Annotated in this window: 26 protein-coding genes and 1 pseudogene; 1 reads left to right on the top strand and 26 read right to left on the bottom strand. The window is 37.0% G+C overall.

Features of this window, described 5'->3' with window-relative positions:
- Positions 1 to 133: 133 nt before the first annotated feature.
- Positions 134 to 1,348 (top strand): site-specific integrase, encoded by a 1,215-nt coding sequence (locus JOOMADRAFT_RS01205; RefSeq protein ID WP_008610802.1) that lies wholly within the window; start codon positions 134 to 136, stop codon positions 1,346 to 1,348.
- A 112-nt stretch (positions 1,349 to 1,460) separates the two neighbouring features.
- Here JOOMADRAFT_RS01205 and JOOMADRAFT_RS01200 read toward each other — a convergent pair whose 3' ends face one another.
- The 26 genes and pseudogenes from JOOMADRAFT_RS01200 to JOOMADRAFT_RS01080 all read right to left on the bottom strand — a co-directional run bounded on the left by JOOMADRAFT_RS01200 (position 1,461) and on the right by JOOMADRAFT_RS01080 (position 24,629).
- On the bottom strand, positions 1,461 to 2,246 hold the full coding sequence (locus tag JOOMADRAFT_RS01200) for a M90 family metallopeptidase (RefSeq protein WP_008610801.1): 786 nt from the start codon (positions 2,244 to 2,246) through the stop codon (positions 1,461 to 1,463).
- A gap of 14 nt (positions 2,247 to 2,260) precedes the next feature.
- Positions 2,261 to 2,473, bottom strand: coding sequence for a heavy-metal-associated domain-containing protein (locus tag JOOMADRAFT_RS01195; protein WP_008610800.1), 213 nt, complete (start codon positions 2,471 to 2,473; stop codon positions 2,261 to 2,263).
- 23 nt (positions 2,474 to 2,496) lie between these two features.
- Positions 2,497 to 4,755 (bottom strand): heavy metal translocating P-type ATPase, encoded by a 2,259-nt coding sequence (locus JOOMADRAFT_RS01190; RefSeq protein ID WP_008610799.1) that lies wholly within the window; start codon positions 4,753 to 4,755, stop codon positions 2,497 to 2,499.
- 245 nt (positions 4,756 to 5,000) lie between these two features.
- Entirely contained in the window at positions 5,001 to 5,321 is a 321-nt protein-coding gene (locus JOOMADRAFT_RS01185) for a four-helix bundle copper-binding protein (RefSeq protein ID WP_008610798.1), read from the bottom strand.
- A gap of 142 nt (positions 5,322 to 5,463) precedes the next feature.
- Positions 5,464 to 6,028, bottom strand: a pseudogene (locus tag JOOMADRAFT_RS01180) (helix-turn-helix domain-containing protein).
- A 12-nt stretch (positions 6,029 to 6,040) separates the two neighbouring features.
- Positions 6,041 to 6,220 carry a hypothetical protein gene (locus JOOMADRAFT_RS01175; RefSeq protein WP_040879430.1) on the bottom strand — a complete coding sequence of 60 codons (180 nt, stop codon included), beginning with the start codon at positions 6,218 to 6,220 and terminating at the stop codon, positions 6,041 to 6,043.
- A gap of 64 nt (positions 6,221 to 6,284) precedes the next feature.
- The gene (locus JOOMADRAFT_RS01170) at positions 6,285 to 8,069 is read right to left on the bottom strand and encodes an efflux RND transporter periplasmic adaptor subunit (RefSeq protein WP_008610797.1); all 1,785 of its coding nucleotides are present in this window, start codon (positions 8,067 to 8,069) and stop codon (positions 6,285 to 6,287) included.
- Between the two features lie 68 nt (positions 8,070 to 8,137).
- Positions 8,138 to 8,617, bottom strand: a complete 480-nt coding sequence (locus JOOMADRAFT_RS01165) for a DUF305 domain-containing protein (RefSeq protein WP_008610795.1) — start codon at positions 8,615 to 8,617, stop codon at positions 8,138 to 8,140.
- A 17-nt stretch (positions 8,618 to 8,634) separates the two neighbouring features.
- Positions 8,635 to 9,348, bottom strand: a complete 714-nt coding sequence (locus JOOMADRAFT_RS01160) for a PepSY domain-containing protein (RefSeq protein WP_008610794.1) — start codon at positions 9,346 to 9,348, stop codon at positions 8,635 to 8,637.
- A gap of 2 nt (positions 9,349 to 9,350) precedes the next feature.
- Positions 9,351 to 11,867, bottom strand: a complete 2,517-nt coding sequence (locus JOOMADRAFT_RS01155) for a heavy metal translocating P-type ATPase (RefSeq protein ID WP_040879429.1) — start codon at positions 11,865 to 11,867, stop codon at positions 9,351 to 9,353.
- A 5-nt stretch (positions 11,868 to 11,872) separates the two neighbouring features.
- On the bottom strand, positions 11,873 to 13,093 hold the full coding sequence (locus JOOMADRAFT_RS01150) for a permease (RefSeq protein ID WP_008610791.1): 1,221 nt from the start codon (positions 13,091 to 13,093) through the stop codon (positions 11,873 to 11,875).
- Positions 13,094 to 13,255: 162 nt separating this feature from the next.
- Positions 13,256 to 13,798, bottom strand: a complete 543-nt coding sequence (locus JOOMADRAFT_RS01145) for a hypothetical protein (RefSeq protein WP_008610790.1) — start codon at positions 13,796 to 13,798, stop codon at positions 13,256 to 13,258.
- 160 nt (positions 13,799 to 13,958) lie between these two features.
- Positions 13,959 to 14,441, bottom strand: coding sequence for a nuclear transport factor 2 family protein (locus JOOMADRAFT_RS01140; RefSeq protein WP_008610789.1), 483 nt, complete (start codon positions 14,439 to 14,441; stop codon positions 13,959 to 13,961).
- Between the two features lie 19 nt (positions 14,442 to 14,460).
- The gene (locus tag JOOMADRAFT_RS01135) at positions 14,461 to 15,015 is read right to left on the bottom strand and encodes a potassium channel family protein (RefSeq protein ID WP_008610788.1); all 555 of its coding nucleotides are present in this window, start codon (positions 15,013 to 15,015) and stop codon (positions 14,461 to 14,463) included.
- A gap of 183 nt (positions 15,016 to 15,198) precedes the next feature.
- On the bottom strand, positions 15,199 to 15,330 hold the full coding sequence (locus tag JOOMADRAFT_RS20265) for a DUF4136 domain-containing protein (protein WP_008610787.1): 132 nt from the start codon (positions 15,328 to 15,330) through the stop codon (positions 15,199 to 15,201).
- Positions 15,327 to 15,764 (bottom strand): DUF4136 domain-containing protein, encoded by a 438-nt coding sequence (locus tag JOOMADRAFT_RS01130; protein WP_245547695.1) that lies wholly within the window; start codon positions 15,762 to 15,764, stop codon positions 15,327 to 15,329. The genes JOOMADRAFT_RS20265 and JOOMADRAFT_RS01130 overlap by 4 nt, the downstream gene beginning before the upstream one ends.
- A 47-nt stretch (positions 15,765 to 15,811) precedes the next feature.
- Positions 15,812 to 16,360 (bottom strand): YceI family protein, encoded by a 549-nt coding sequence (locus JOOMADRAFT_RS01125; RefSeq protein WP_008610785.1) that lies wholly within the window; start codon positions 16,358 to 16,360, stop codon positions 15,812 to 15,814.
- Entirely contained in the window at positions 16,353 to 17,879 is a 1,527-nt protein-coding gene (locus JOOMADRAFT_RS01120; protein WP_008610784.1) for an FMN-binding glutamate synthase family protein, read from the bottom strand. The genes JOOMADRAFT_RS01125 and JOOMADRAFT_RS01120 overlap by 8 nt, the downstream gene beginning before the upstream one ends.
- A 22-nt stretch (positions 17,880 to 17,901) precedes the next feature.
- Positions 17,902 to 18,576, bottom strand: coding sequence for a DUF2231 domain-containing protein (locus JOOMADRAFT_RS01115; protein ID WP_008610783.1), 675 nt, complete (start codon positions 18,574 to 18,576; stop codon positions 17,902 to 17,904).
- A gap of 564 nt (positions 18,577 to 19,140) precedes the next feature.
- Positions 19,141 to 19,572, bottom strand: a complete 432-nt coding sequence (locus JOOMADRAFT_RS01110; RefSeq protein ID WP_008610780.1) for a hypothetical protein — start codon at positions 19,570 to 19,572, stop codon at positions 19,141 to 19,143.
- 56 nt (positions 19,573 to 19,628) lie between these two features.
- Positions 19,629 to 20,189 (bottom strand): DUF3347 domain-containing protein, encoded by a 561-nt coding sequence (locus tag JOOMADRAFT_RS01105; protein ID WP_008610779.1) that lies wholly within the window; start codon positions 20,187 to 20,189, stop codon positions 19,629 to 19,631.
- 23 nt (positions 20,190 to 20,212) lie between these two features.
- Positions 20,213 to 20,665, bottom strand: coding sequence for a heme-binding domain-containing protein (locus JOOMADRAFT_RS01100; protein ID WP_008610778.1), 453 nt, complete (start codon positions 20,663 to 20,665; stop codon positions 20,213 to 20,215).
- Positions 20,666 to 21,253, bottom strand: coding sequence for a DUF3347 domain-containing protein (locus JOOMADRAFT_RS01095; protein WP_008610777.1), 588 nt, complete (start codon positions 21,251 to 21,253; stop codon positions 20,666 to 20,668). It lies immediately after the preceding gene.
- A 123-nt stretch (positions 21,254 to 21,376) separates the two neighbouring features.
- Complete coding sequence (locus JOOMADRAFT_RS01090; RefSeq protein WP_008610776.1) at positions 21,377 to 21,571, bottom strand: SHOCT domain-containing protein; 195 nt, start codon at positions 21,569 to 21,571, stop codon at positions 21,377 to 21,379.
- An 18-nt stretch (positions 21,572 to 21,589) separates the two neighbouring features.
- Entirely contained in the window at positions 21,590 to 23,998 is a 2,409-nt protein-coding gene (locus JOOMADRAFT_RS01085; protein ID WP_008610775.1) for a multicopper oxidase domain-containing protein, read from the bottom strand.
- A 64-nt stretch (positions 23,999 to 24,062) separates the two neighbouring features.
- Positions 24,063 to 24,629, bottom strand: a complete 567-nt coding sequence (locus tag JOOMADRAFT_RS01080; RefSeq protein WP_008610774.1) for a helix-turn-helix domain-containing protein — start codon at positions 24,627 to 24,629, stop codon at positions 24,063 to 24,065.
- Position 24,630: the final 1 nt, after the last annotated feature.

The following is a 24,630-nucleotide window of genomic DNA, read 5'->3' as shown; positions in this document are numbered from 1 at the left end:
ACCTATGTTGTACCCAGAGAAACTAATAAATTTGTATCTTTAGGAAAACTTCTTGGTAAACTAAACATTCAAAATTGAATGTTGTACCTATGTTGTACCTGATTTGGCTTTCGTACGCAAAACTAGGTCAATTATGTCATCAAACGCTAAAATAGTTCTTCGCAAAAAGCCTAATAAAGAAGGCTTGTATCCTCTTGCCATACGTATTACAAAAAATCGTCGCTCAACATACCAATATATAGGTCACTACATTGAATTGGAAGATTGGGATGAAAAGAATATTCGGGTTAAGAAATCACACATAAATTTCAAAACCTTGAACAATTTGTTATCCTTGAAACTTTCTGAATTAAACAATGCTCTTATTACGCTTCAATCCGAACAAAAAGATGCTTCTGCCAATCAAATTAAGAAGGAAATATATTCCTCCGGTATCAATGCTACATTCTTTGAATTAGCACAAGAACATCTTGACGATTTAGAAAGTACAGAAAAGCTAAATCGTTTATCTACTGATAAAGCGTGGTTGAGCTTTATTATAAAATATCACAATTCGAAACAATTGTCTTTTCAAGAAATTGATGAACGTTTTCTTAAAAAATTGATGTTAACTTTAAAAGTTAAGTACTCCCTGTCTGAAACCTCAATAATGAACATTTTGGTATTTGTAAGGCTATTATTTAACAGAGCAATTAAATACAAAATTGTAAGCAGAGAATTATATCCCTTCGGTGGCGATAAAATAAAAATCAAATTTCCTGAAACTACCAAAGTCGGACTAAATATTTTAGAGATTCAACAAATTGAAAATTTGATAAATCTCAAACCTTCTGAAATACATACTAGAAATGTTTGGCTTTTTAGTTTCAATTTTGCTGGTATGAGGGTTTCTGATGTTCTACGAACCAAATGGTCAGATATTTATGATAACAGGCTGCATTATAGAATGCATAAAAACGCAAAACTTCTATCATTAAAAATTCCTGAAAAAGTACTAAAGATTTTAGACCAATATAAAGATGATAAAAGAAGTGATGATGATTTTGTTTTCCCTGAATTGAAAAAGGCAGACCCTGAAAATGCGAAAGATTTATATAACAAGAGAAAAACTGCTACAAAGAGGTTTAATGACAATCTAAAATCAATCTCTAAAAAGGCTAAAATAAATAAGAAAATAACGATGCACATAGCACGGCATAGTTTTGGAAATATTGCTGGGGATGCCATTCATCCGTTAATGCTACAGAAATTATATCGCCATAGTGATTTGAAAACCACCTTGAACTATCAAGCCAATTTCATCCATAAAGAGGCAGATGATGCATTGGATAGTGTTATAAACTTTTGAGGAAATAAATAATTGAAGAGCGTATATTTTATTGCTATAAGTAGTTTAGCATATTCAAAATATCCGCTCTTTACGATTTTCAATTACAGATTTAATCTCTCCTAAATAGAAACTAATTTTTAATTGGATTTGCTAATTTTTGATTGAAGCATTTAACTAACATTTTATAAAGTTCTGGATGTTTCTTTTTGAGCAAATCTGGGCGCTCGAAGAAATATTCTGAAGCTACTGCAAAGAATTCTGCTTGGTTTGTACCACCATATTTTCTGATATCAGAATGGTTGTCGTTTATGGCTTCTATTTCCTTATGAATTAAATTCAGCCAAGGTATTGCATATTGATGTTCTAATAATCGCTCTGGAACGCCATCTGTTCTATCATCCAGCTTATCAATAAGGTGTACAAATTCGTGTATGCCTGTATTGCTTTTATCTGTTGTGTTTCTAAAACCGTGATACAATGCTTTTTTAGATAAAATCATTTGTTTCTCAAAACGTCCGTTCCCGACTATCCCACCAATATTGCGCGAGTTACCCTTACTGCTAAATTGCATATCTTCATTAAAATTATCTGGGTATAAGAGGATTCCACTTAAATTAGTGTAATGCCATTCTTTAAAGCCGAAAACAGGAATTACCGCACTTGCTGCAATTAAAATTTTGTCTAATTCTTCCAATTCAAACTGCACGCCATCTATATAAACCTCACTTAAAAACTGCATCATTTTTTGTTGAAAAACAAGTTGCCTGCCTTTTGAAAGATTTTTATAATAAAGAACATTCTCCATTAATAATTTGTGCCAATGCTCTGGAAATGGCTTTACGCTATGCCGTTTCTCTTTTCGATAAAAATGAATAGCAAACAGAAGAATCACAACCAAAATTAAAATATAAACCATATTATAGCGAGGTATTAATCTACACGTTCCGCTTTAAAGCCTACCTTTTGCAAGGTAGCCTTTACATCTTCTTCTGAAGCACCATCGCTTTCTATGGTTAAAATTTTATCAGGATTAGCGGTATCCACTTCCCAACTTTCGACACCTTCTTGCTTGTTTAAAAAAGGGGTCACTTTTGATACACAACCACCACAATTGATATTTGTTTTAAATTTTAAAGTTTTCATTGTATTTGAATTTATAATTAATATTAAAGTTTTACTCCTTTAAGCCTTAAACTATTTAGAACTACAGACACGCTACTGAAAGCCATTGCCATTCCTGCTATCATTGGGTCTAATAAGAACCCATTTACGGGATACAAAACGCCTGCTGCAATTGGAATACCAATGAGATTATAAATGAATGCCCAAAATAGATTCTGACGTATGCCCAACACCGTTCTTTTTGATAATTCCAGCGCTTTTGGGATGGATCGTAAATCTGATGTTATCAAGGTCATTTTTGCTACGTCCATCGCTATATCTGAACCTTTTCCCATTGCAATACTCACATTGGCTTGCGCCAAAGCCTGGGAATCATTAATACCATCGCCAACCATTGCGACTATCTTTCCGTCCGCCTGCAATTTTTCAACAAAAGCTGCCTTGTCCGAAGGCATTACTTCGCCTTGGTAATTTGTTATTCCGACTTGTTTTGCGACAGCAGATGCGGTTTTATTATTATCTCCTGTAAGCATACAAACCTCAATACCTCTTTCCTGAAGCGTTACTATGGCCTTTTCTGAAGTTTCCTTAATCTTGTCTGCAATGGCGAGTATCGCCAGCAATTGTTTTTCATTACCAAAGAATATGACCGTTTTAGCCTGCTCTTCGAGACTTTCTGCTGTTTGCATTAAAGAAGATTCAATTTCAATATTCTTTTCGACCATTAGTTTATGGTTACCCACATAATATTTTGAACCATTCTCTGATTGCGCCTTTACACCTTTTCCTGTAATACTTTCAAAAGAAGCAATTTCAGCTTGTTCAACCTTTTCATCTTTTAAATGGTTGACTACTGCTTCCGCCAAAGGATGTTCCGATTGTGCTTCTATAGCCAAAAGAATTTGCTTGTATTCATTTTGATTTTCAAGGTTATTCTTCCAAATTATATCAGTTACTAAGGGTTTTCCTTCGGTAATTGTACCCGTTTTATCAAGGATAATAGCATTCACTTTATAACCGAGTTCTAAACTTTCGGCATCCTTTATCAAAATATTATTTTCTGCGCCTTTACCAATTCCCACCATAATTGCGGTAGGTGTTGCCAAGCCCAATGCGCAAGGACAAGCGATAACCAACACGGCTACAGAGGTCAACAAAGCTTGTGAAAATGCGTTATCGCCACCAACTGACATCCAGACAATGAATGTAATGATAGAAATGACTAATACGACAGGAACAAATATTCCGGCAATCTTATCAACCAGCTTTTGAACCGGCGCCTTGCTTCCTTGAGCTTCCTGAACCATTTTAATGATTTGTGATAGTAAGGTTTCTCCACCTACTTTTTCGGCAGTAAATTGAAAGCTCCCTTTTTGATTTACCGTGCCTGCGAAGACCTTTTCCCCTTGGGATTTCTGAACGGGAACAGGTTCTCCCGTTATCATACTTTCATCTACATACGAGCTTCCTTTAGAAACTTCGCCATCCACAGGAATCTTTTCTCCGGGACGTACCAAAATGGTCTGACCCACCTGTACCGATGAAATAGGGATTTCCTTCTCTTCCCCATTCTCAATAATTTTAAGGGTTTTAGGCTGAAGACCCATTAGTTTTTTAATGGCCGAAGATGTATTTGATTTTGCTTTTTCTTCCAATAGTTTCCCCAAGGAAATAAAAGTGACAATCACGGTAGCCGCTTCGTAATACACGTGAGGTTCGATACCACGACTCAACCAAAATTTAGGAAAAAAAGTATTGAACACACTAAACAGAAAAGCGATTCCGGTGCTTAAAGCTACCAATGTATCCATATTGGCTTTTCCGTGTTTGGCCTGCTTGAAGGCATTGATGAAAAAGCTGCGCCCAAACCAAAAGAGTATAGGAAAAGTCAATACCAAAGAAATCCATTTGCCTGGTTCCCATTGCATATAGAACATTCCCAAAACAAAAATGGGTAGTGTAAGGATAGCCGACCAGATGATACGTTTTTTTATGTCCTGATAATGCTTTTGCTGAAGTTCTTGTTGTACTTCCGAAGGGTCTTCTGCATCTATTATAATATCATAACCGACCTCACGAAGCGCGTTTTGAAGTTGATTTGGACTCAACTCCTTGTCATATTCCACAAGAACAGAACTATTGGCAAAATTAACACTTGCATCAAACACACCTTCTGTGTGTTTTAATACAGATTCAACACTCGCTGTACAAGAGGCACAGGTCATTCCCGTAACAGGAAATGATTCCTTTACTCCTTTTTTAGTATTCTTTTCTTTGGTTTCAAATATGTTGATTGTCTCCATAATCGCATTCTTATTGATGCATTACAAATTTCAGAATTTAAAGTCTTTAATATGTTACGTTATATGCTGAATGATTTGTAGAATTACCTTGGTAAAGGTCGCCAGTTTGAAAACTTATCAAGTTTCCGATACGAAGAAGATAACTCATACCTGATTTTAACAAAACAAAAGACCACAATGTTGGTTGTGGCCTTTCGGAATTTGAGGTGAAAAAACCTCTTAATGCTTAACAAAAGTGAGATGTATTATTTTAAATATTCCTCACAAGCTTCCTCACATTTTCTACAGGCATCTGCACATTCTTGACAATGTTTGTGATCGTGCTTGGCACATACATCAGCGCATTTTTTACAGATATCACGGCATTGCTCTACCATACCTCTTACATCCTTATAATTTGACGCAAGTAAATTTGCAGTTGCACTACAGATTTCAGCACAAGCCCTATCAGTTCTTATACAATCTACCATCATCTTGATGTTGTCTTCGCCAAGACAGGCATCTGCACAGTAATTACAATGTGCTACACAATTGTTTAAAGCTTCGATTAATTTTGAATTTTTCATAAATATTTTAGAATTTAAATTGTTAAAATAGTCCACTACTATAGCGGATATTACTAAAGACAATTTAATGTAGGTAATATCCTTTTCTGTTATAAAATATGCCGAATGATTTGTGAAATTTACGGATTAACAGAATTTAACATCATATTTCATCCAAAGATTTGCGATTCTGATTTGTGCTTTTTTTAAACTGTGTAGGTGTCATTCCTGTAACCTTTTTAAACTGATTGCTTAAATACGCGACACTACTATAATGAAGTTTAAAAGCTATCTCACTCAAGTTTAATTCGTCATAAACTATAAGTTCTTTAACACGTTCAATTTTCTGGTTTATGATGTACTGCTCGAACGTATACTTTCTACCGACGAAAAAAGTGAACTTAAATATTTGTAGTCCAAGTTAAGTTCGCCTGTAACAATATCTGCCCATTTAAAATCGAGCTCCTCGGAAGAATGATGGATTTTATCTACAACCAATGTTTTCATTTGTTCAATAAGTTGATTTTTACGGTCCTCTATCAAACTAAAACCTGAATTTTGAAGCGCTTTGGAAAGACCATTTTTGGTCTGGACATTTAATAATCGAACTAATTAAACCTCCCCCAATTTTATAGAAACATACAGTATTCAAGTTGTTCCAAAATATTAGATACCGCCGAGATGCATCTTGGGCAGACCATATTTTTAATATGGATAATCTCATTCATATAGTACTTGTTTCAAAATAATGTTAATCCAGATTTGTATAGAGAATAATAAACAGCAGCTATTGCAGCAACTACAAAAATCAATACTATCACGACTAAAGCTATAATTTTATCTTTTTTTGAAATACCACTTTTCGGCTGCTGCTGCTTTACTCTTTTATTCTTTCTTCTATTTCTTCTGCTTTCACCCATCCTCGTTCTCCTTCAAAAAATCAAGATGACTAATTTAAACTACCCAATTAAGTATAGTTTTAAACTATTGTACGGTTTCTGTTACTTCCCCACATTTCAACATTGCTTGTCCGTAATAGGGATTTTGTATCTTTTTTTCTGTGCTCAACCAATATGCGCCTTCATTATTATTTGCCATTGGACAAAAATCTATGTAAATTTCTTGGTTGATGCCAAACGCTTTCATTGCATTTATGAGGTGTGCTGAAAGACTGATAAAATGATTTCTCTGGGTTTTAATATCGGATGTCTGGGCAATTTCATTTGAGGAAGCCTTCAATTCTTTTTCAAGTTGCGCCCAGTGGTTATTCGCATTTTTATCCTTTAGCAAAGCAAGGTCAACTTGTGTTAAACTTTTCTGTAAGGTCTGTGAGGCCGTTTTTGCTTTTTCACTTTGGTCGTTTGTCAATGCTGTTTTAAGCATAATATAATCATCAAAAACTGTTTTGAGCTGCTCTTGGAATTTGGAAGCTACATCCATACGCTTGGCGGCGTCAACTGTGTTGTTTAAATTTTCCATTCCCAAATGCCCTTCGTGACCTGTCATTGTTTTACCACCTGATGCATTCATCATAGATTTTTTTCCTTGTAACTGTGCAGCGGCATCTACGGTAAATGTTCCGTTGGTTACCACTTCATCGCCGTTAGAAAGCCCTTCGATAATGGTATAGTTCTCACCATTTTTCGTTCCCAAAGTCACTTCTTGCATTTCAAAAACGGGTTCATTGGGATTGGTCTTTACGTACACCAATGAGCGCTCGCCTGTCCACATTACTGCCGTTGCAGGTATGCTTATCGCACTTTCCATAGTATTGCCTTTTGTCATTGCCACTTTTGCGGTTACGAACATTCCTGGTTTTAATAGATTTTCCTTATTGTTCAATGTGGCGCGCACTGAAACAGTTCTGGACTTTGTATTCAAAGTAGGGTCGATAAATGAAACTGATGCTTCAAATTCTTTATTGGGATAAGCGTTACTAGTGATTGTTACCTTTTGACCTTCCTTTAGTTGCGAGATTTGTCTTTCGTAGGCGTCAAACATTGCCCAAACAGTACCCAAATCACTTACTTTAACAATGGGCTGGCCTTGTTTTACATAGTCGCCTTCTTCTGCCATTTTTTGGGAAACGGTGCCTGAAACAGTTGCATAAATCGGAAAATTTTCCCGCACCTTGCCAGAACTTTCTATTTGGTCTATTTGGCTTTCAGAAAGTTTCCACAATTTTAATTTGTTTCGAACTGCTTTGTATAAACCTGGTTGTGATTCTTTCAGGTCAGAAGCAGTTAAAAGTTCTTGTTGGGCAGCAACGAGCGTTGGTGCATAAATCGTTGCCAACAACTGTCCTTTTCGTACTTCTTCGCCCGTGAAATTGACATTCAACTTTTCAATACGTCCTTCAAAATAGCTTGCCTGTACCGCATTGGCTTCTTCGTTGGCCATTATTTTTCCGGAAAGTGTTATTTTGTTATCGTCGGTTCCTGAAATATTTCCTACAATTGTAGTTTGGATATTCGCCAGTGCCATTGCATTGTCGCTCATTTTTATTTCGTTCATTGCAAGCCCTTCCGCACCAGTTTCGGCGGGAATTAAATCCATACCGCATATTGGGCAGTCGCCAGGTTCTGGTTGCATAATCTGTGGGTGCATTGAACAGGTCCACATTTGATGTTCTTCGGAGTGGTTAACGTCTTCGCTCAAATCTGTTACTTTCTTGCTGTTTACGGAACCTTCCGCAGAAGGGCCAAAAAAGACATAGCCCAAGACCAATCCTATGGCTAAAATTGCGGTATAAATGATGTATTTTTTCATAGTATATTTTTTTATTTCTTTATAAAACCCAACAGATTTTAAGACCAGTTAGGTTTTGGTAATTATTATTATTCTGCTTGCAAACGCTTTATCATTGCTTTCATTTCTCCAATTTCTTTACGTTGTGCTTTGATAATATCATCAGCCAGTTTGCGCACTTCAGGGTCTTTGATATCGGCTCTTTCACTTGTTAAAATTGCAATTGAGTGATGGGGAATCATTGCTTTCATCCACAGAATATCGCCAATGATTGGGCTTTGTGCCCTAACCAAACCAAGTGCGCCTAAAAATAGCACCAAGCTACCTAATAAAATAGCGATGTTCTTTTTCTTGTTTTGATACATTTTCCGCATAAAAAACCACATTATTACTGCCATTGCTGCAATACCCAAACAACTCATATAGAATCTGGTTAAACTAAAATATACGTGGTCTAACGCATAACTATTTAGATACATCGTGATGTACATTGCAATAAAAGATGCGACAAGCATCAAAATAAATTTTGTGTAATTGCCTTTGTTTGTGTGTTGATTTGAATTATTCATTGTTTTAGAGTTTTTGGTTATGATTTAATTATTTTCTTTTTTAATTTTCTAATGGTTGGCGAGGAGGTGTACCACAGCAGGAATCCGCTTAACACCGTAATCAATCCCAAGAGCGAAAACGCCCTTAATACAATGGTATTGAAATTGTCGCGCGTGTCATAATCCATTGTGTGGGTCATCCATAAAAAGTCGAACCAACGCCACGCTCGATGCCTTACAGTCTGGAATTTTCCGTCTGTTACCGAAACATAAGCATTAAGAGCTTCATCGGTATCATATGAAATAACATAGGCTGGCAATAGCTTTTCCCGATATTCGTGATAGTCGTCCACTTCGGTTATTTTTTCGATGTTGGCGACTTTCAAACCATCTTTCATATAGTTTTTGGCAACAGACAAGGCCTCTTCTTCCGTAATATTTTTTTTTGCTTTCCCAGTTTTTGCACTGTACAATTTTTGATTGTTTATCCAGTAATAAGGCTCGTTGTTGATGTCCCTAATTTCGATACTTCCAATGCCTTCAGGATTGTTTATTTGTGAAGGACTTATTAGATTGTCAAAAGCTTTGGGCACGTAATCTAAATTACGGAATTGGTCACCGTGAATGTCGTCTATGTTTGTCCAACTGAAATACATTCCACTAATGGTCCAAAACAGGAACTGTACCCCCAAAAAGAGCCCCAAATATCTGTGGGCCTTTCGTATTTTTAGTGCGGTTTTTCTTTTCACCATCTTTATAGTTTTAACGAACGTAACCGCAAAGCGTTCATAATAACGGAAACTGAACTAAAGCTCATTGCCAAAGCCGCTATCATTGGCGACAATAACAAACCGAAAAAAGGGAACAAAACACCTGCTGCGATTGGGATTCCTAAAATGTTATATCCTAAAGCCCAAAATAGGTTTTGCTTGATGTTACGCATTACACCGTCGCTCAATTCCCGTGCCTTGACAATACCGTGCAAATCGCCTTTTACCAAGGTTATCATTGCACTTTCAATGGCAACATCGGTACCTGTTCCCATTGCAATACCAACATCACTTTTTGCCAAGGCTGGTGCATCGTTGATGCCATCGCCTGCCATAGCAACAACTTTTCCGCTATTCTGTAGTTTTTCTACTTCCTTCAGTTTATTTTCGGGTAACATTCCTGCCTTGAAATCGGCAAGATTTAATTCTTTTGCGACCGCTTGGGCAGTATCGTGATTATCGCCAGTAAGCATTATTACTGCGATGCCTTTGTTTTGAAGTGCTTTGATCGCTTTGGCGCTGGTCGCCTTTATTTTGTCGCCAATGACAACATATCCCACAACTTTTGAATCGATGGATAGGTAGGAAACTGTTTTTCCTTGCTTTTGAAAACTTTGTGCTTCGGTTTCCATTTCCGAAGATAATTCAGCCTTGGCGTATGCCATCATTTTGGCATTCCCTAAATCCACTTTTTTTCCGTTGATGTTTCCTTCAACACCTTTCCCTGTAACAGCACTAAAACTTTTAGCTTCTAAAAACTCAGTTTTCTTTTCTTTACCATATATGACAGTCGCTTCCGCAAGTGGATGTTCGCTTTTGTTGTTTAGGGAAACTATGTATTGTAAAACCACTTTTTCTAAAAAATTAGTTCCGAAGGCTCCGACTTTTTCTACCGTTGGTTTTCCTTCAGTTATTGTACCCGTCTTATCGATAATAAGTGTATCCACCTTGTCCATTTTTTCCAAAGCTTCGGCATTTTTTATGAGCACACCATTTTGTGCGCCCTTACCAACACCGACCATAATGGACATTGGTGTGGCCAAGCCCAAGGCACAGGGACAGGCGATAATCAATACTGCAATTGCATTTACAAAGGCATAAACATAGACGGGTTCCGGACCAAAAATAGCCCAAACCACAAATGTGATAATGGAAATAAGGACAACTATGGGTACAAAATATCCCGAGACGGTATCCGCCAATTTTTGGATTGGTGCACGACTGCGACTGGCATTATTGACCATTTGGATAATTTGGGACAGTAGGGTATCTGCACCCACCTTTTCGGCTTTCATCAAAAAAGATTGGTTGCCGTTGATGGTGCCACTGGTAACTTTGTCACTTGCCGCTTTGTTTACGGGAATGGGTTCGCCCGTAATCATTGATTCGTCAACGGTGGTTTCGCCTTCAGTAATCACGCCATCCACGGGAATTTTATCACCGGGTTTCACCCGAAGGATGTCGCCCAGTTGAATAGTGTCGATAGTTACTTCTTCTTCCTTTCCATCTTTTACGCGAATGGCTTTATTTGGCGCGAGCTTTAGCAATTCCTTTATTGCTGAATTGGTTTTGCCGTGGGCACGTGCTTCTAAAACCTGACCCAATAGCACCAAGGTCAAAATAATAGTGGATACTTCATAATATACGTGAACGGCACCAGATTCTGTTTTGAACTGTGCCGGGAAAAAATCGGGAAAAAGCATACCGAATACGCTGAATAACCACGCTGCGCCAGCACCAATGCCGATTAGGGTAAACATATTGAGGTTCCAGGTTTTGATGCTTTTATAGGCACGTTCAAAGAACATCCACGTGGCATAAAACACCACAGGAATTGAAAGTGCAAGCTGAATCCAGTTCCAGTTTTTTTGCTTCATTACCGTATATAACGGATTATTCGGAATCATATCGCTCATTGCGATTAAGAAAATAGGTAAGGTAAAGGCGACTGCAATCCAGAATTTCTTGAGTAATTTGTTATAGGTCTTTTCTTCGGCTGAACTATCTGCTTCCATTGGGACTAAATCCATCCCACAGATTGGGCAGGCTCCAGGTTCATCTTTTACAATTTCCGGGTGCATTGGGCAAGTCCATTGTTCGGAAGATGTAGCCGATAGGTTTTGTTCTTCAACCAAATCCATCCCACAAACTGGGCAATCGCCAGGCTCGTCGTAGGTCTTGTCACCTTCGCAGTGCATTGGGCAATAAAAAGTTCCTGTACCTTTTCCTTTTTGCTCTTCTATCTTTTGCTCGGTTGTTTTTAGATGTTTTTTTTCAGCGTCTACATCTCCAGGAAGTGAAATAGAATACCTTCCTCCATCGTCTTCCAAGGCTTTTTCAAGAACAGTAAGCGGAATATGTTTATCCATTTCTATTTGAGCTTCAGCTTTTTCAAGGTTTATCGAGGCTTTTGAAACTCCTTCAACTTTGTTCAACGTATTTTCTACGTGAGTGCGACAACCATTGCAGGTCATTCCGTGTATTTTATAAGTGTGTTTCATAATTATTATATAAAAAATTTGACAATCAGTCCACCTGCAAGCCAGACGTAGCAGATTAATGCTGTGTATTTGAGTATATTTTCCAATAACTCACTTTTTGGTGCCATTTCCTTCATATGTTTTACATCTTTCCGTTTGAAAAAACCCAGATAAAGCATAAATCCTGAAATTGCCAAAAATGCAATGTTCAAAAAGAAGGTGTAATCTATTTTAAAGTATTCACTGTCCTGAATTTTAGCTTGTGATGAGTCGGGCAGAATGTTCAACAAATCAAAAGAATAATGCAAAATCAAGGATGCTCCTATAAGCGCTGCAAAAAGCAAAATGAGGATAAACAGTGACATTTTCCAACCATAATATTTTGCGTTGATGCGTAGGATTGGGAAGACGAACAAATCACTAAATATGAATGCCATAACCCCTGCAAAACTCACGCCTTTACCAAAAAGCAAAGCTGCCAACGGGATGTTTCCCATTGAGCCAATAAAGGTCAAGAAGGCTGCGACAGGACCAACGATAATATGTTCAAGGATTTCAAAAAATGTGAAATCTGTATTGCCATTACCGCTATTGATAAATAAGGTTTGAAAAAAGGAATCGGGAACAAATGCCGCCACTATTCCGGCAATGGTAAAACCTACCGTTACGTCTTTCCAGACCATTTTCCATTCCATTCCGTATTGTTTGGAAACTTTTGCCCAACCTTTTTCAGATTTTATTTTCTTTTGCCACGATTTGGATTCGTCCATATCATCATCGCCCTCATCTTTTAAATTTTTGCGGGCGTTTTCAATGAGTTTTTTTGGATTTACTAAACGTATCAATAGCCAAGAAATGAGAATCAATAAAATACAGCCGACATATTCGCCTACAATAAACTGCCAACCAAGAAAGATGGATATGATGATACCCAGCTCGATAACCAAATTGGTGGAAGCCAATAAAAAGGCAATCGAAGACACGAAACTTGCGCCTTTTTTAAAAAGGGATTTAGTTGATGCCAAAGCTGAAAAGCTGCACGAACTGCTTATAAAGCCAAAAAATGTTCCCAATAAAACGCCTTTACCTTCATTCTCGCCCATCGTTTTCTGCATCTTTTTTTCGGTCACAAAAACCTGAATCAGACTGCTGATGATATAACCGAGTGCAAATGCCCAAAGTGCCATCCAGAAAAAACCTGTTGTTGTAAAGGCTGCTTCCGCCCACTGTTTTAGAAAGTTGTCCATACCATTTTCCTATTTTATGCCTGACTTGGGAAGGAGTTTTAACTAATCAACAATGAAAAATATTCCATTCCCTTCCCACATCAGGACTTATTTTATGTTCTCTTGGCCTGTTTTAAATATCATAAATACTTTTATCATTTTTTTAATACAGAAAACATATAGTTATTCCAATTTCAGCACCAATTGTGCAAATTGCACATTTATTGTTTTATCCAAACCTTGCATTAAAGAATCTAACCCAGTATCTGAAAACAAAACCTGTCCCGTTGCACTTATCAGACAAGACATATTTATGCCCTGTTCTATATGGGTAATGGTTGCTCTAAACTGTGATTTATAGGTTTCCCCTTGATATAGAACATCAACCAACCAATTAAAATTGATAGGGTCGTGCCGTTTTGATAAAAAATCAACGGATGGAATAGTACCTGTAAACCGGAGAATTGCAGGTGCTTCCCCTTCTTGTATAATGGCATATAATTCAGGATGGTCTGTTACTAAAGTTTTAAGGTCTAGAACACCATTTACCACTTTAGAATTATAATCAAGATATAGTGCCAGACTATGACTTTCTGCCTTGATAGTCTTACCGTCAACCAAAGTCATCATCTCAATATGGCCATCATTAGTTCTATATACTTTTTGAGCCGAAACCTCGAAAAATGTTATTAAAAGAACTGTAAATATCAATAGCTTTGTTTTCATAATGTTTATTGTTATAAATTGTTTTCTACATAGTTAAAAGCTTCTAATATTTGGTCTATATTGAAATCTTTGGTCGTTCTTAACGAATCAATCTTGTAAACACATTTTATATCAGTTTTATACAGATGGATTATTTAAAAAAAGACACTTATTGTTGCAATTATTTCGAGTTTCTTGAAGATGAGTGAGTTTTAATAATTTTCCAATTTCCATCCATCTTCTTTAAGATAGAGGTTGCCACCCCTTTTTTCTTTATAGTCCTCGTATCTCCTTTGTCGTCTGGTTTAAGGACGATGGTATAAATATAAGTTTCTGTAGTAAATGCATAGGGTGTATCAACCTGTACATCAATCTCATAATCAGAAAATTCAAATTTTTTAAAATGCCCCAATTCTGGTCCTAAATGATGCTCTATATAGTGTGCATACGAGCCCTCGACACCTCCAGATTCGAAGACTTCGGAATTCTCGGAAAATAATTGAAATGTACCCTCGGTCGTTAGGTTTTGCAGGGTGTCTTTATACGATTTCATAACTTTTAGAACCGCTTCCTTTTCTGTGTCCGAATCTGTGTTTTGACTATAGATTTGACTAGTTGAGAATAACAATAGCGTTAAGAATGTTGCAAGTTTTAGTGTTTTCATAATTTTAGTTTTTAAAGGTTTATTTATTGACGTGTATTCTATTGATATTGGCAATACCAAAGACAAGGACTAAAAAGCTCAAGAAAATTTCCATCATCACTAGCATTTTTCCCGAAATTGAAATCGGCACTATATCACCATATCCAACCGATGAAAAAGTGATTAAGCTGAAATAGATAAATTCAAAAAATTGCAAGAAGAATGAACCATTGAGCGAAGTACTCGCTTTGAAATTTTCAGGATTCAAAATATATAAAGCGTGATAGTCTGCCGTAAATGAAAAAACAATCAATACAATCAACACCGCAAATAATGTTAGGACGTGCGCAAGTTGATGGCTTTCCCCTATTATTTTAGCCAATTGTATGAACGTAAGCCGAACAATAAAAATGGTCTTGATTAGAGCCAAAGCCACAATTAAAATAGGTCGCCATAGGCCATTATCATCTGCTTGTGCCCAAAATATATAACTCAGTGATATAGCGATAACCGCCGTTGCGGTAAGCAATACTTTTTTAAAGAGCTGTCCATAAAACCCATTGCCGTTTGATATGTCATTTATAGTTTCTTTCACTATTGCTAATGGTATATTTTCATTATAAAAAAGTTATGTAGACGTAGTACAAGTGTCAACTTAAAGTAATACTTAAAAATGAGAGATGGGTTGCTATTAATCAATCAACAAAATAATCCATCTCCCAAAATCAAGTTTTTTTTTACCAAACTTTTCTTCTTCAATTTATTTTAAATTAATTTTTTACAGTATTCCATATTGATATTTTGCAAAAATTTTTGCCACCGCCTCCTTAATTTCCTTTTGTTTATCTGTTGTATTTGCGTGCAGCACATCTGGCGCAAATCCTTGCCAGACTAATTGTCGTCTGCTCATTCTATAAGTTCTATGACAACGCCACCTTCTTTGTGTTCTTGAGATGATTGGTAACCGCCATAATATCCATAACCGTAAGATCCGAAATGACAATAACCGTGGCCATAAGAAGGAAAATAAGGGTAGCCACCACCTGTGTTTATATCTCTTGTCTGTACAACGATACGGGAATCTACCAATAAATCAGGATTGGCTTTGTCCATTACATATCCTTTCTTTTCCATTTCGTCCTGAATGGCCGACTTTAGTCTTTTTTTGATCAATGTATTGACAAAGAGCGGTTCTTCTTTCCCGTTTTCCATTTGAAAATCATCTGACCAATAGAAGGTCTTGTAGGCCCCAAACTGTGCCTCACGGTCATAATCGGTAACGATAGCCGAAGAACTGACCGAGCAACTGACTGCGGTAACGCCTAATAAAAGGCAGACTACCATTTTTTTTAATGTTCTCATAATCTATTTACTTAGTTCAACAATCTATTTTATTCCTTCTTAAGTATTGCCTCCACACTCAAGTCGTGTTTATCATTCACCTTTATAAATGCTATGCTTGGACGTTCCAAATTATAATCGGTAATCAATAAAGACCAAGAAGCTATTAGTTGGAAGGTATCTTCTGATACAAGTTTCAACGCAATAGGAATGGTTATTTTTCGAGTAACTCCCGCAAGGGTGAAATCGCCCTTTACGTTGAGCGTTTGTGTCGCTTTTTCTTCAAAATTAAAATCTTCTATAAATTCTCCTTCAAAAAAAACATTTGGATTTTTTTCCGCTTTTACCAGCTCATACATATGTCCATCCCGTTTTTCATTATCTGTCTTTATGGATTTTACAGGTACCGAAAAGGTCAACGTACCGTCCTTAAAATCTATGGCGCCCTGTAAATCATCAGATTTGCCGATATAGGAATTAAGTGGCATTTTTGCCTTAAAGGATACGGTTCCTTCCTTTACTTTAAAGTTTTGGGCATTTATAGATACATTGCTTGAAAACAACAGTATTAGTAAAAAATAAATTAAGTTTTTATCCATTACTTTTTATTTTTCGTTCATTCAATCCATTTGAATATAACTCTTGATATGTCGTGGTCTCATTTTCATTGATTCGGCGGACAATATACTTTTTGTCGATACCCTTTCTATTTTCAATACCCATTGATTTAAGTAATTCCTTAAACCCCTCAATCGTGTTTTTATGGTAATTCGCCACTTTGGTTTTCTTGTCCTCTACAACGATGGAAGCAACCCGGGAAGGTACCATTGTGGTGATTCCCGTGGGGCAGGTGTCGAGGTTGCATTTTAAGGATTGTACACAGCCCAGGGCAAACATCATTCCTCTGGCACTATAACAGGTATCTGCGCCGAGTGCCAACATTCTATAGATATCAAAAGCCGAAATGATTTTACCAGCTGCCATTACTTTTATCTCATCTCGCAACTCATACTTATTAAGAATGCCGTTTGCGAAATGGACGGCTTCAATTATTGGCATACCTGCCCAATGTAGGGATTCCATATGGGCAGCACCAGAGCCACCTTCGGCACCGTCAATGGCAATGAAATCAGGATAATTTTTCTTTTCAGCAAAAGCACGAACCATTCTTTCAAATTCATCTTTTTGTCCGATACAAAGCTTTATTCCTATGGGTTTTCCACTGGAAAGTTTTCTCAATTTTTCAATGAACAAAATCATTTCCTTATCGTTCCCAAAGGCAGAATGGTGTGGTGGCGATAAAATTTCCGTTCCCTGCTCCACATCCCTGAATTCGGATATTTCCTTTGTGTTCTTCTTTGCCGGCAAAATTGCTCCAAAGCCAGGTTTGGCGCCTTGCGATATTTTTATTTCAATCATTTTCACTACATTTTTGGTTGCGATGTCGGCGAATTTTTTGGCGTCAAAATTTCCTTCTGCATCACGACATCCAAAATAGCCTGTTCCAAACTGAAAGATAATATCTGCACCGTATTCTTGATGGTAAGGCGTAAAGCCACCTTCGCCGGTGTTTTGAGCAAAACCTGCTATTTTCGCACCTCCGTTAAAAGCAAGGGTAGCATTTTTGCTTATGGAACCAAAACTCATTCCCGCAAGGTTGAGAATGCTGGCAGAGTAAGGTGTTGAGCAGTGGGAACTTCCTATAAGAACCCTGAAATCGTCATTGGTTTGTTTTGAGGGATAGGTGGAATGAGTAAACCACTCACGACCTACTGTATCATACGGAATTTGTGTTCCAAAAGGCTGACTTTTATTGGCATCTGCCGCACGCTTATAGACGATTTCCTTTTGTATCCAGTTGAAGGGCAAACCTTCAGTGCGGTTGAGCAATAATGTTTCTTGGATAACGTGGCGCTGCTCCTCTAGAAGATTTGTGATTCTACCAAGCAAGGGATAGGTTCGCCTAATATTATTGGATTTTTGAAAATAATCCAAAAGTCCTAAAATTAGAAAAGGAAGTATTACCAAGGCGAGCCACCATAGTAATGGATACAAGACGATTATGGTAACTAATGCAACAACCAAGATGATGCTCGTTATGATAAATCCTTTTCTCATTGCTCTTGTTTATAGTTCTTGTTTAATGTGAATGTTCATCACTTTCTCCGTGACCTTCTTCGCTTTCGGTTCCGATATAATTTCCTTGTGGGCCAACTCCCTCTATATATACCAGCTGCGAACCATAATGTCCTGCTTCGGAAACGGAATAGGCCGAAAAAGCCATTACTACAAAAACTGCTATTTCGAAACCGCGCTTTAGTTTGACCCAAAACAGACTTGCTATTTTCAGAATAGCGGCAAGGGCACTGGACCATAGTGTCCAATTGGCATATTTATCGTGTTGTTCCAGTACGCTTTTTGCCATTTCGGTAAGGCCTTCTGTGTGCGGGTGTACAAATGTTCCAGCAACGTATGCCCCGATAAACCCAGACCCTACCATTAAAAGAATGACCCAATCCATTGTCCGGTTCAAAATAAACAGCTGTATCAACTGCAAGACCACCGCTAACAACAATAAAACTATAGGAAAATGTACGACCATAGGATGCAGATTAGGGAAATCGTCCAAACCGGCTTCAGTATGGTCTTGTGAGACAGAAATTGGACTGCTTGTTTCAAAAATAGAAAGTGATTTCTCATCCTTGATGTCGGTTTTAGTTTCAGAAACAATAAAATTACTATCAGCAAATACCGTCGAAAAACCTCCAAACAAGGCTAACATCAATACGGTGAAAATTATTTTTTTAGATTTCATTTTATATAGTTTTAAATTAATCACCTGTTAATTGCAAGATCAATACACCTATCACAATAATGGCTATAATGGCATAAATGGTATAATTGAACCATTTTTTGAAGCCACTTCTCTTTTGTTTGGTTTCGCTACCGGTTTTACAACAATCTTTCATCTGTTGATATTTATTTATTTTTAATTGTCAGATGTAATTGGCCAATCAACATTTCGCTTGTTATCAACTTTTTTGTATGGCTCATTTCATACTATTTTATTTGTGCCTAATTAAGAGAAAGGGCTTCACTAACCAACCAAAAGTATGTGCCCTCTCTCTTATTAGGACTTAAATTTTTGCCTGACCTGGGAAGGAATTAACACTAACCATCAACATTGTTTTCCTTCCCACGACAGGACTTAATGACTACCCAAGATATCCCAGACATCTTATTTACTTCTGTTAACTAATAAACCAGAGCAACAAAAGATGCTTAGGGAAGGGATTACCTATTGAATAGTCTTTTGTATTTTGCCATATTTAAACTTCCTACTACCATATTATCGGTTTCTTACTTTGTTTATTTACACTCAATTATTTCCTTTTGCAATTAGGCTGTCCAATTCCATATACTTTTCTTTCATTAGGCTTAACGCAAAAGCTCCAGCAGAAGCTGTAAAGACTGAAAAGTCTAATGCTCCTTTTATTCCAGTGGAAAATGTCATTGAAAGCGCAAATAGTAGCAGTAAAAATCCACTCCATTTTGCGAACAATTCTGTTTTAAATCCAATTATCAAGAAGAATGCAAAAATAATTTCAGCTGCGGTTGCAATAATTCCGATTGTTGAAATTAATGAGTCCGGAATCCAAGGATTTATCTGTTGTGTGTAGTTAAGAAAATTATCCCAATTCCCCCACACAGAAACATCTTTGTTCCACAATCCAAATCTATCAGCTACTGCCGATAAAAATCCGATTGATATTGCAAGTCGCAAAAAGAGTTTGATTATTTTAGTCCTCATCTTTGATTATTGTTGGTTGCTTAATTCTCTTAATTTTGGTCAAAAGGATTACAACTTTACTGAATTGTCTTTTGAACTTTCCCACATTTAAGCATTTTGCTGCCATAGTAGGGGTTTTTTACTTCATTACTTGTACTTAACCAAGCACTTCCTTTATCGTACATTGGGCAAAATTGTTCATATAACGTGCTTTTTGTACCCGTAATAGCTACCATATCAGTAATATCCTTACTTAACGTTTTAAAGTGCTCGCGTTGGTGGTCTATCGCACTTTCAGAAATATGTTCTGCGTGCTCGGTAGCATCTTCTATGATATCGGCCAGCTCTTTTTGTTGTTCTTTTGAGTAACTACTCTTATCGAATTTTTTAAGAGAGGCTACCAATTTAGAACCTGATTGTGCCGCTTTCTTGGTGTCATCGCCTACCAAAGCATCTTTCAACATAAAATAATCGGCAAGAACCGTTTCTGCCGCTGGATTCATTTTGTCCATTTTCATTTTACTATGATCCATTTCCATTTCACCGTGCTTGTGGTTCATTTTTTCTTTTTCCTGGGCGTTGGTAAAAGAAACTGCTAACAATAGCATTACTGCTATACTCATTTTTAAATTTTTCATTTTTATTATTTTTAAATTATTATTTATAAACTATCTTTTAATTGTGTGATAAAATTGATTAATTCTTCTGCCTCCGCTTCAGAAAACTTAGCATCTTTATGTATCAAAGTGTAAGAATCCAAAGGCATTTCTCCGCTTTCTATCTGTTTGATAATTGATCGAAGTTTACTTGATTTTCTTCGGCTTGAAAGCGAATCCCATTCGTTAAAATTAAGTTCGGCCTTGCCTTCTTTAATGTGGTCTTCCAAAAACCAAGCAGCGGGTTGAATCTTATTATACCAAGGATATTGCGTATTGTTACTGTGACAATCATAGCAGGATACCTGTAATTTTTTCTGAATAGTTTCAGGAACATTATGTACCAACATAAAATCAGTTTCGGGTACCGTATCGCTTTGATTGCGTTCCGTGGGAATAAATTGAATCCCCACAAATCCTACCAGTGCTATTGTTGCTATGATTTTTAAAATTTTCATTTAATTGATTTCCTTTTGCATTTCACCACAGGTCAACATTTTACTTCCATAATAAGGATTCTTAACGTCCTTGCTCATACTTAACCAATTACTACCTCCATCATACATTGGGCATAATAGTTGATACAAGGTGTTTTCTGTACCGGTTATAGCAACCATATCTGTTACATCCTTACTTATGATTTTAAAATGTTCTCGCTGGTGAGCTATATCACTTTCTGAAATATGTTCTGCGTGTTCTGTGGCATCTTCCATAATATCCTTGAGTTCCTGTTGCTCACTATCTGAATAGCTGGATGCATCAAAATTCCCTAAAGTACTTGCAAGCGTTGCTCCCAATTCTTTTGCCTTATCATTGTCATCGCCTACAAGTGCATCTTTCAAGTTGAAGTAATCTTTCAGGATTGCTTCTGCTTTTGCGTCTTGGTTGTCACTCATTGCCATATCATCTTTGTCATCCATAGACTCTTGGTACATCTCATTGCTCATAGGTGCAGCTGGTTCATCTTTTTTTCCGTCCTTGCAGGATATAGCCGTAAGGGTTAAGGTCATTACTAAAATACCGACGGTCATTTTTACTTTTTTCATTTTACTTTTGATTTTAATAGTTAATATTTGATTTTAATTTAATTTATTGTTATAACGGTTTACACAGCTTAATTTTTTTTACATAGTGCTATTTCTAACAGATTTTTGAATTGCTTCTTTTTTTTATTTCTTTGAGCCTATAGTCTGCTTAATTTCTTCATACTTCTCTTTGGTTATCTCTCCTTTAGCGTAGCTTTCATTAAGGACATCCATAGCCTTTGAACTTTTAGTTCGCTTTATTTTCTTTCCTCCAGCATAGATAAAAATGCCTAGAATTATAACACCGAAAATGATTAAGAAATCCCAATTGTAGTCCATAGTTTTATTTTTTAGTCATTAAAATCTTAGTGATAATCCTCCACCTGCACCAAAACGGTTATCGTAACTTCCCATCAATGAGAAATTTTTGGATAAAAGATATTCAACACCCGTACTCCAAGTAACTTCTTTTTTGAAATTATCTCCTTGAGGAAGATCATCTACCCATCCAAAATCTGCTTGGTACTCGTACATACCAAAAACAATAGTTCTAGGGAAAATGGTAATAGCACGGCTTAGGCTAATCTGCGGGCGTAGCTTACTATCCATTCTAACATCCAACGTAAATAAGTAGGGCGTAAGGTATCGTATCCCTGCTATAGCTGTTGTTGTTATTTCTTCAAGGCTATCCTCTATTTCGTTCTCGACATTTACACCGCCAAAAACGGTTAGGTAATCATAGAGGTATCTATCGTAGGCAGCTTCTACCTCTATATTCCTGTTCCAACCATATTCGCCCCTCAAACTGAATTGGTTTCGGATATTTGAAGATATAAGGTTCAAAGTAGTCATATGTGATGCTGCATCTATCATTCCGTAGGAATAGAACTGGTCGGTCTCGTCAATAAGTTTAGATACGGGATATTCCTTCAACCTTGGATCCCTAGGGGTATCATAACTTACAATACGCGCCATACCTCCCATCATATGGTATAGAATATGACAATGGAAAAACCAATCGCCATATTCATCACCATAAAATTCAATGGTAACTTGTTTCATTGGTGGAACATTTACTGTGTGTTTTAAGGGTGAGTATTCCCCATTTTCATTAATGACCCTAAAAAAATGACCGTGTAGGTGCATTGGGTGGTGCATCATAGTCAGGTTATTGAAGGTAATCCTAGTTACTTCGTCTCCCTTGATTTTTATTTTATCTGCTTCAGATAGAGGAACCCCGTTCAAACTCCAGATATAGCGCTGCATATTCCCGGTAAGGTTTAATAAGATATCCGTTACAGGAACATCTGGGTCATAATTGGTCTTCTCCGGCGATTTCAAGTAGTCATAGTTATATTCTGAAAACATATTCATTCCCTGCATTCCGCCTGCGTCTTCCATATTCATTTGATTCATATCATCCATTTGAGAGGCCTCTTTCATTTCGGAATCCTTTTTTGTGTCCATCCCTGCCATTTTGGAATGGTCCATCTGCATTGAATCCTTTTTCATATCCATTTGCATTTCGTCCATTTTATGCTTCTCCATATCCTTCATATTGGACTTGTCCATATTCATTGTACCCATATCCATATCTTTCATTCCTTCCATCTGCATATTATCGTCCATTTGCATTCCCCATTTTTCTTTCATCTGGTAACGCTCATCTTTGCCTGGTCGGAACTTTAAAGCGGGTGCACCCATTTTCATTTTCATTTTGGCCATTTGTTGCATCATCCCTATTTTATCAGGTTTGGATACATCGGGTGCAACAACAATAGGTCCTTGACCAAGGTATGCCGTTGCGGTACCAGAGCCGTCTTGGGCCATAATTTTATATTCCAGTTTGCCGTTCTCCGGTATGGTTACGATAAAGTCGTAGGTTTCTGCTACCCCTATAAATGTCTTGTTATGCTTAACCGGTACTACATCTTTACCATCTGCCGAGACAAGCAAAGGGTCTGGCCCGCCAAACGTCATCCAAAAAGAAGTGGAAGCAGAGCCGTCTATAATGCGAAGGCGCACTTTTTCTCCAGGTTTAAACTCGGGGTACTCCACTTTTTCTTCTCCGTTGATTAGAAAAGCGGGATAATAGACATCTGCCACATCCGCACTTTCCATACGCTGTCTCCAAAAATTTAACTGTGCGCCAAATGCGCCCCTTGCAATAACTTGATTAAGTGGTGTGGCCGTTCCTTTTCTTATATTGTACCATTCTGTACCTCGCTTTAAAAACCGAAGTACATCCCGTGGTTTTTCGTTGGTCCAGTCAGATAGTACCAAAACCTGCTCTTTATCATACTCCAAGGTTTTTTCCTTGGGCTGTATTACAATTGAGCCATAAACACCACTCTGTTCCTGTAACATTGTATGGGAATGGTACCAATAGGTGCCGTTTTGCTTTATTGCGAATTCATATTTTAGTGTTTTACCGGGTTCTATGGGCGGTGTAGAAAGGTAGGGTACCCCATCATAAAAATTGGGCAACAACAAGCCGTGCCAATGGATGGATGTCTCCACGCTCATTTCATTTTTTACATAGATTACTGCGTACTCCCCTTCGGTAAATTCGAGCGTTGGCCCTGGAATGCCTCCGTTGACGGTCATCCCTTTTACTTCTTTACCGGCTTTATTAACCATTTCTTCCTTTAGGGTCAACGTGTATTCGTGAACGGGTAGATTATCGACATTACCTTCCACGGACTGTGCAGATGCTGTATAGGTACACAGTAACAAAAGAATAAATGCATAGCTTATTTTTTTCATAAGATTACTTTTTTTAAAATTAATATTGATTATGAGAAGTTTGTGTCATAATTATGGTTGTTATCTACCTTATTTGATCTAAAGGGTTTCTAATACTTTTTTGATTATTCTTATAATTAGTCAGACTCATACCAGTTTCACTTTTAAACAGCCTACTTAAATGATTTACATTACTGTAATCAAGCAGCTGACTTATCTCCGTAAAATTACCCTCTTGTAATTGAATCAGCTCTTTCACTCTTTCTATCTTGAGTTTTATAAAGTATTTTTCTATGGTAATATGCTCCGTAACAGAAAATATTTTACTGATTTTTGAGTACTCAAGGTTTAATTTACTTTCCAAATGCTTGGACAGCGTTTTATTTAATTGAAGTGGTAATTTTTGTAATAATTTAATAAGTTCAATTTTAACTTGCTCTACTAATTGCTGGTCTTGCGCCAGTAAAATTTCGAAACCATTGTTTTCTAAAACATTTTTTATATTTTCAAAATCATCTATAGATTTCTCTTCGTAAATAATAGAACCCAATTCAATATGCTTTAAGTGAATCCCTAATGTTTCAACATCACTCTGGATTGTTTTAATACAGCGATTACACACCATATTTTTTATAAATAATTTCTTTTCCATC

It is taken from the genome of Galbibacter orientalis DSM 19592 (genome assembly GCF_000260115.1).
Taxonomy (GTDB): domain Bacteria; phylum Bacteroidota; class Bacteroidia; order Flavobacteriales; family Flavobacteriaceae; genus Galbibacter; species Galbibacter orientalis.
Note: the sequence above shows the minus strand (reverse complement) of the source record. Positions and strands in the feature narration are given on the sequence as shown.

Bases quoted from the DNA above. Each gene is read 5' to 3' on its own strand.
- JOOMADRAFT_RS01205 (WP_008610802.1), top strand. From the start codon at position 134: ATGTCATCAAACGCTAAAATAGTTCTTCGCAAAAAGCCTAATAAAGAA.
- JOOMADRAFT_RS01200 (WP_008610801.1), bottom strand. From the start codon at position 2,246: ATGGTTTATATTTTAATTTTGGTTGTGATTCTTCTGTTTGCTATTCAT.
- JOOMADRAFT_RS01195 (WP_008610800.1), bottom strand. From the start codon at position 2,473: ATGAAAACTTTAAAATTTAAAACAAATATCAATTGTGGTGGTTGTGTA.
- JOOMADRAFT_RS01190 (WP_008610799.1), bottom strand. From the start codon at position 4,755: ATGGAGACAATCAACATATTTGAAACCAAAGAAAAGAATACTAAAAAA.
- JOOMADRAFT_RS01185 (WP_008610798.1), bottom strand. From the start codon at position 5,321: ATGAAAAATTCAAAATTAATCGAAGCTTTAAACAATTGTGTAGCACAT.
- JOOMADRAFT_RS01175 (WP_040879430.1), bottom strand. From the start codon at position 6,220: ATGGGTGAAAGCAGAAGAAATAGAAGAAAGAATAAAAGAGTAAAGCAG.
- JOOMADRAFT_RS01170 (WP_008610797.1), bottom strand. From the start codon at position 8,069: ATGAAAAAATACATCATTTATACCGCAATTTTAGCCATAGGATTGGTC.
- JOOMADRAFT_RS01165 (WP_008610795.1), bottom strand. From the start codon at position 8,617: ATGAATAATTCAAATCAACACACAAACAAAGGCAATTACACAAAATTT.
- JOOMADRAFT_RS01160 (WP_008610794.1), bottom strand. From the start codon at position 9,348: ATGGTGAAAAGAAAAACCGCACTAAAAATACGAAAGGCCCACAGATAT.
- JOOMADRAFT_RS01155 (WP_040879429.1), bottom strand. From the start codon at position 11,867: ATGAAACACACTTATAAAATACACGGAATGACCTGCAATGGTTGTCGC.
- JOOMADRAFT_RS01150 (WP_008610791.1), bottom strand. From the start codon at position 13,093: ATGGACAACTTTCTAAAACAGTGGGCGGAAGCAGCCTTTACAACAACA.
- JOOMADRAFT_RS01145 (WP_008610790.1), bottom strand. From the start codon at position 13,798: ATGAAAACAAAGCTATTGATATTTACAGTTCTTTTAATAACATTTTTC.
- JOOMADRAFT_RS01140 (WP_008610789.1), bottom strand. From the start codon at position 14,441: ATGAAAACACTAAAACTTGCAACATTCTTAACGCTATTGTTATTCTCA.
- JOOMADRAFT_RS20265 (WP_008610787.1), bottom strand. From the start codon at position 15,330: ATGAGCAGACGACAATTAGTCTGGCAAGGATTTGCGCCAGATGTGCTG.
- JOOMADRAFT_RS01130 (WP_245547695.1), bottom strand. From the start codon at position 15,764: ATGGTAGTCTGCCTTTTATTAGGCGTTACCGCAGTCAGTTGCTCGGTC.
- JOOMADRAFT_RS01125 (WP_008610785.1), bottom strand. From the start codon at position 16,360: ATGGATAAAAACTTAATTTATTTTTTACTAATACTGTTGTTTTCAAGC.
- JOOMADRAFT_RS01120 (WP_008610784.1), bottom strand. From the start codon at position 17,879: ATGAGAAAAGGATTTATCATAACGAGCATCATCTTGGTTGTTGCATTA.
- JOOMADRAFT_RS01115 (WP_008610783.1), bottom strand. From the start codon at position 18,576: ATGAAATCTAAAAAAATAATTTTCACCGTATTGATGTTAGCCTTGTTT.
- JOOMADRAFT_RS01110 (WP_008610780.1), bottom strand. From the start codon at position 19,572: ATGAGGACTAAAATAATCAAACTCTTTTTGCGACTTGCAATATCAATC.
- JOOMADRAFT_RS01105 (WP_008610779.1), bottom strand. From the start codon at position 20,189: ATGAAAAATTTAAAAATGAGTATAGCAGTAATGCTATTGTTAGCAGTT.
- JOOMADRAFT_RS01100 (WP_008610778.1), bottom strand. From the start codon at position 20,665: ATGAAAATTTTAAAAATCATAGCAACAATAGCACTGGTAGGATTTGTG.
- JOOMADRAFT_RS01095 (WP_008610777.1), bottom strand. From the start codon at position 21,253: ATGAAAAAAGTAAAAATGACCGTCGGTATTTTAGTAATGACCTTAACC.
- JOOMADRAFT_RS01090 (WP_008610776.1), bottom strand. From the start codon at position 21,571: ATGGACTACAATTGGGATTTCTTAATCATTTTCGGTGTTATAATTCTA.
- JOOMADRAFT_RS01085 (WP_008610775.1), bottom strand. From the start codon at position 23,998: ATGAAAAAAATAAGCTATGCATTTATTCTTTTGTTACTGTGTACCTAT.
- JOOMADRAFT_RS01080 (WP_008610774.1), bottom strand. From the start codon at position 24,629: ATGGAAAAGAAATTATTTATAAAAAATATGGTGTGTAATCGCTGTATT.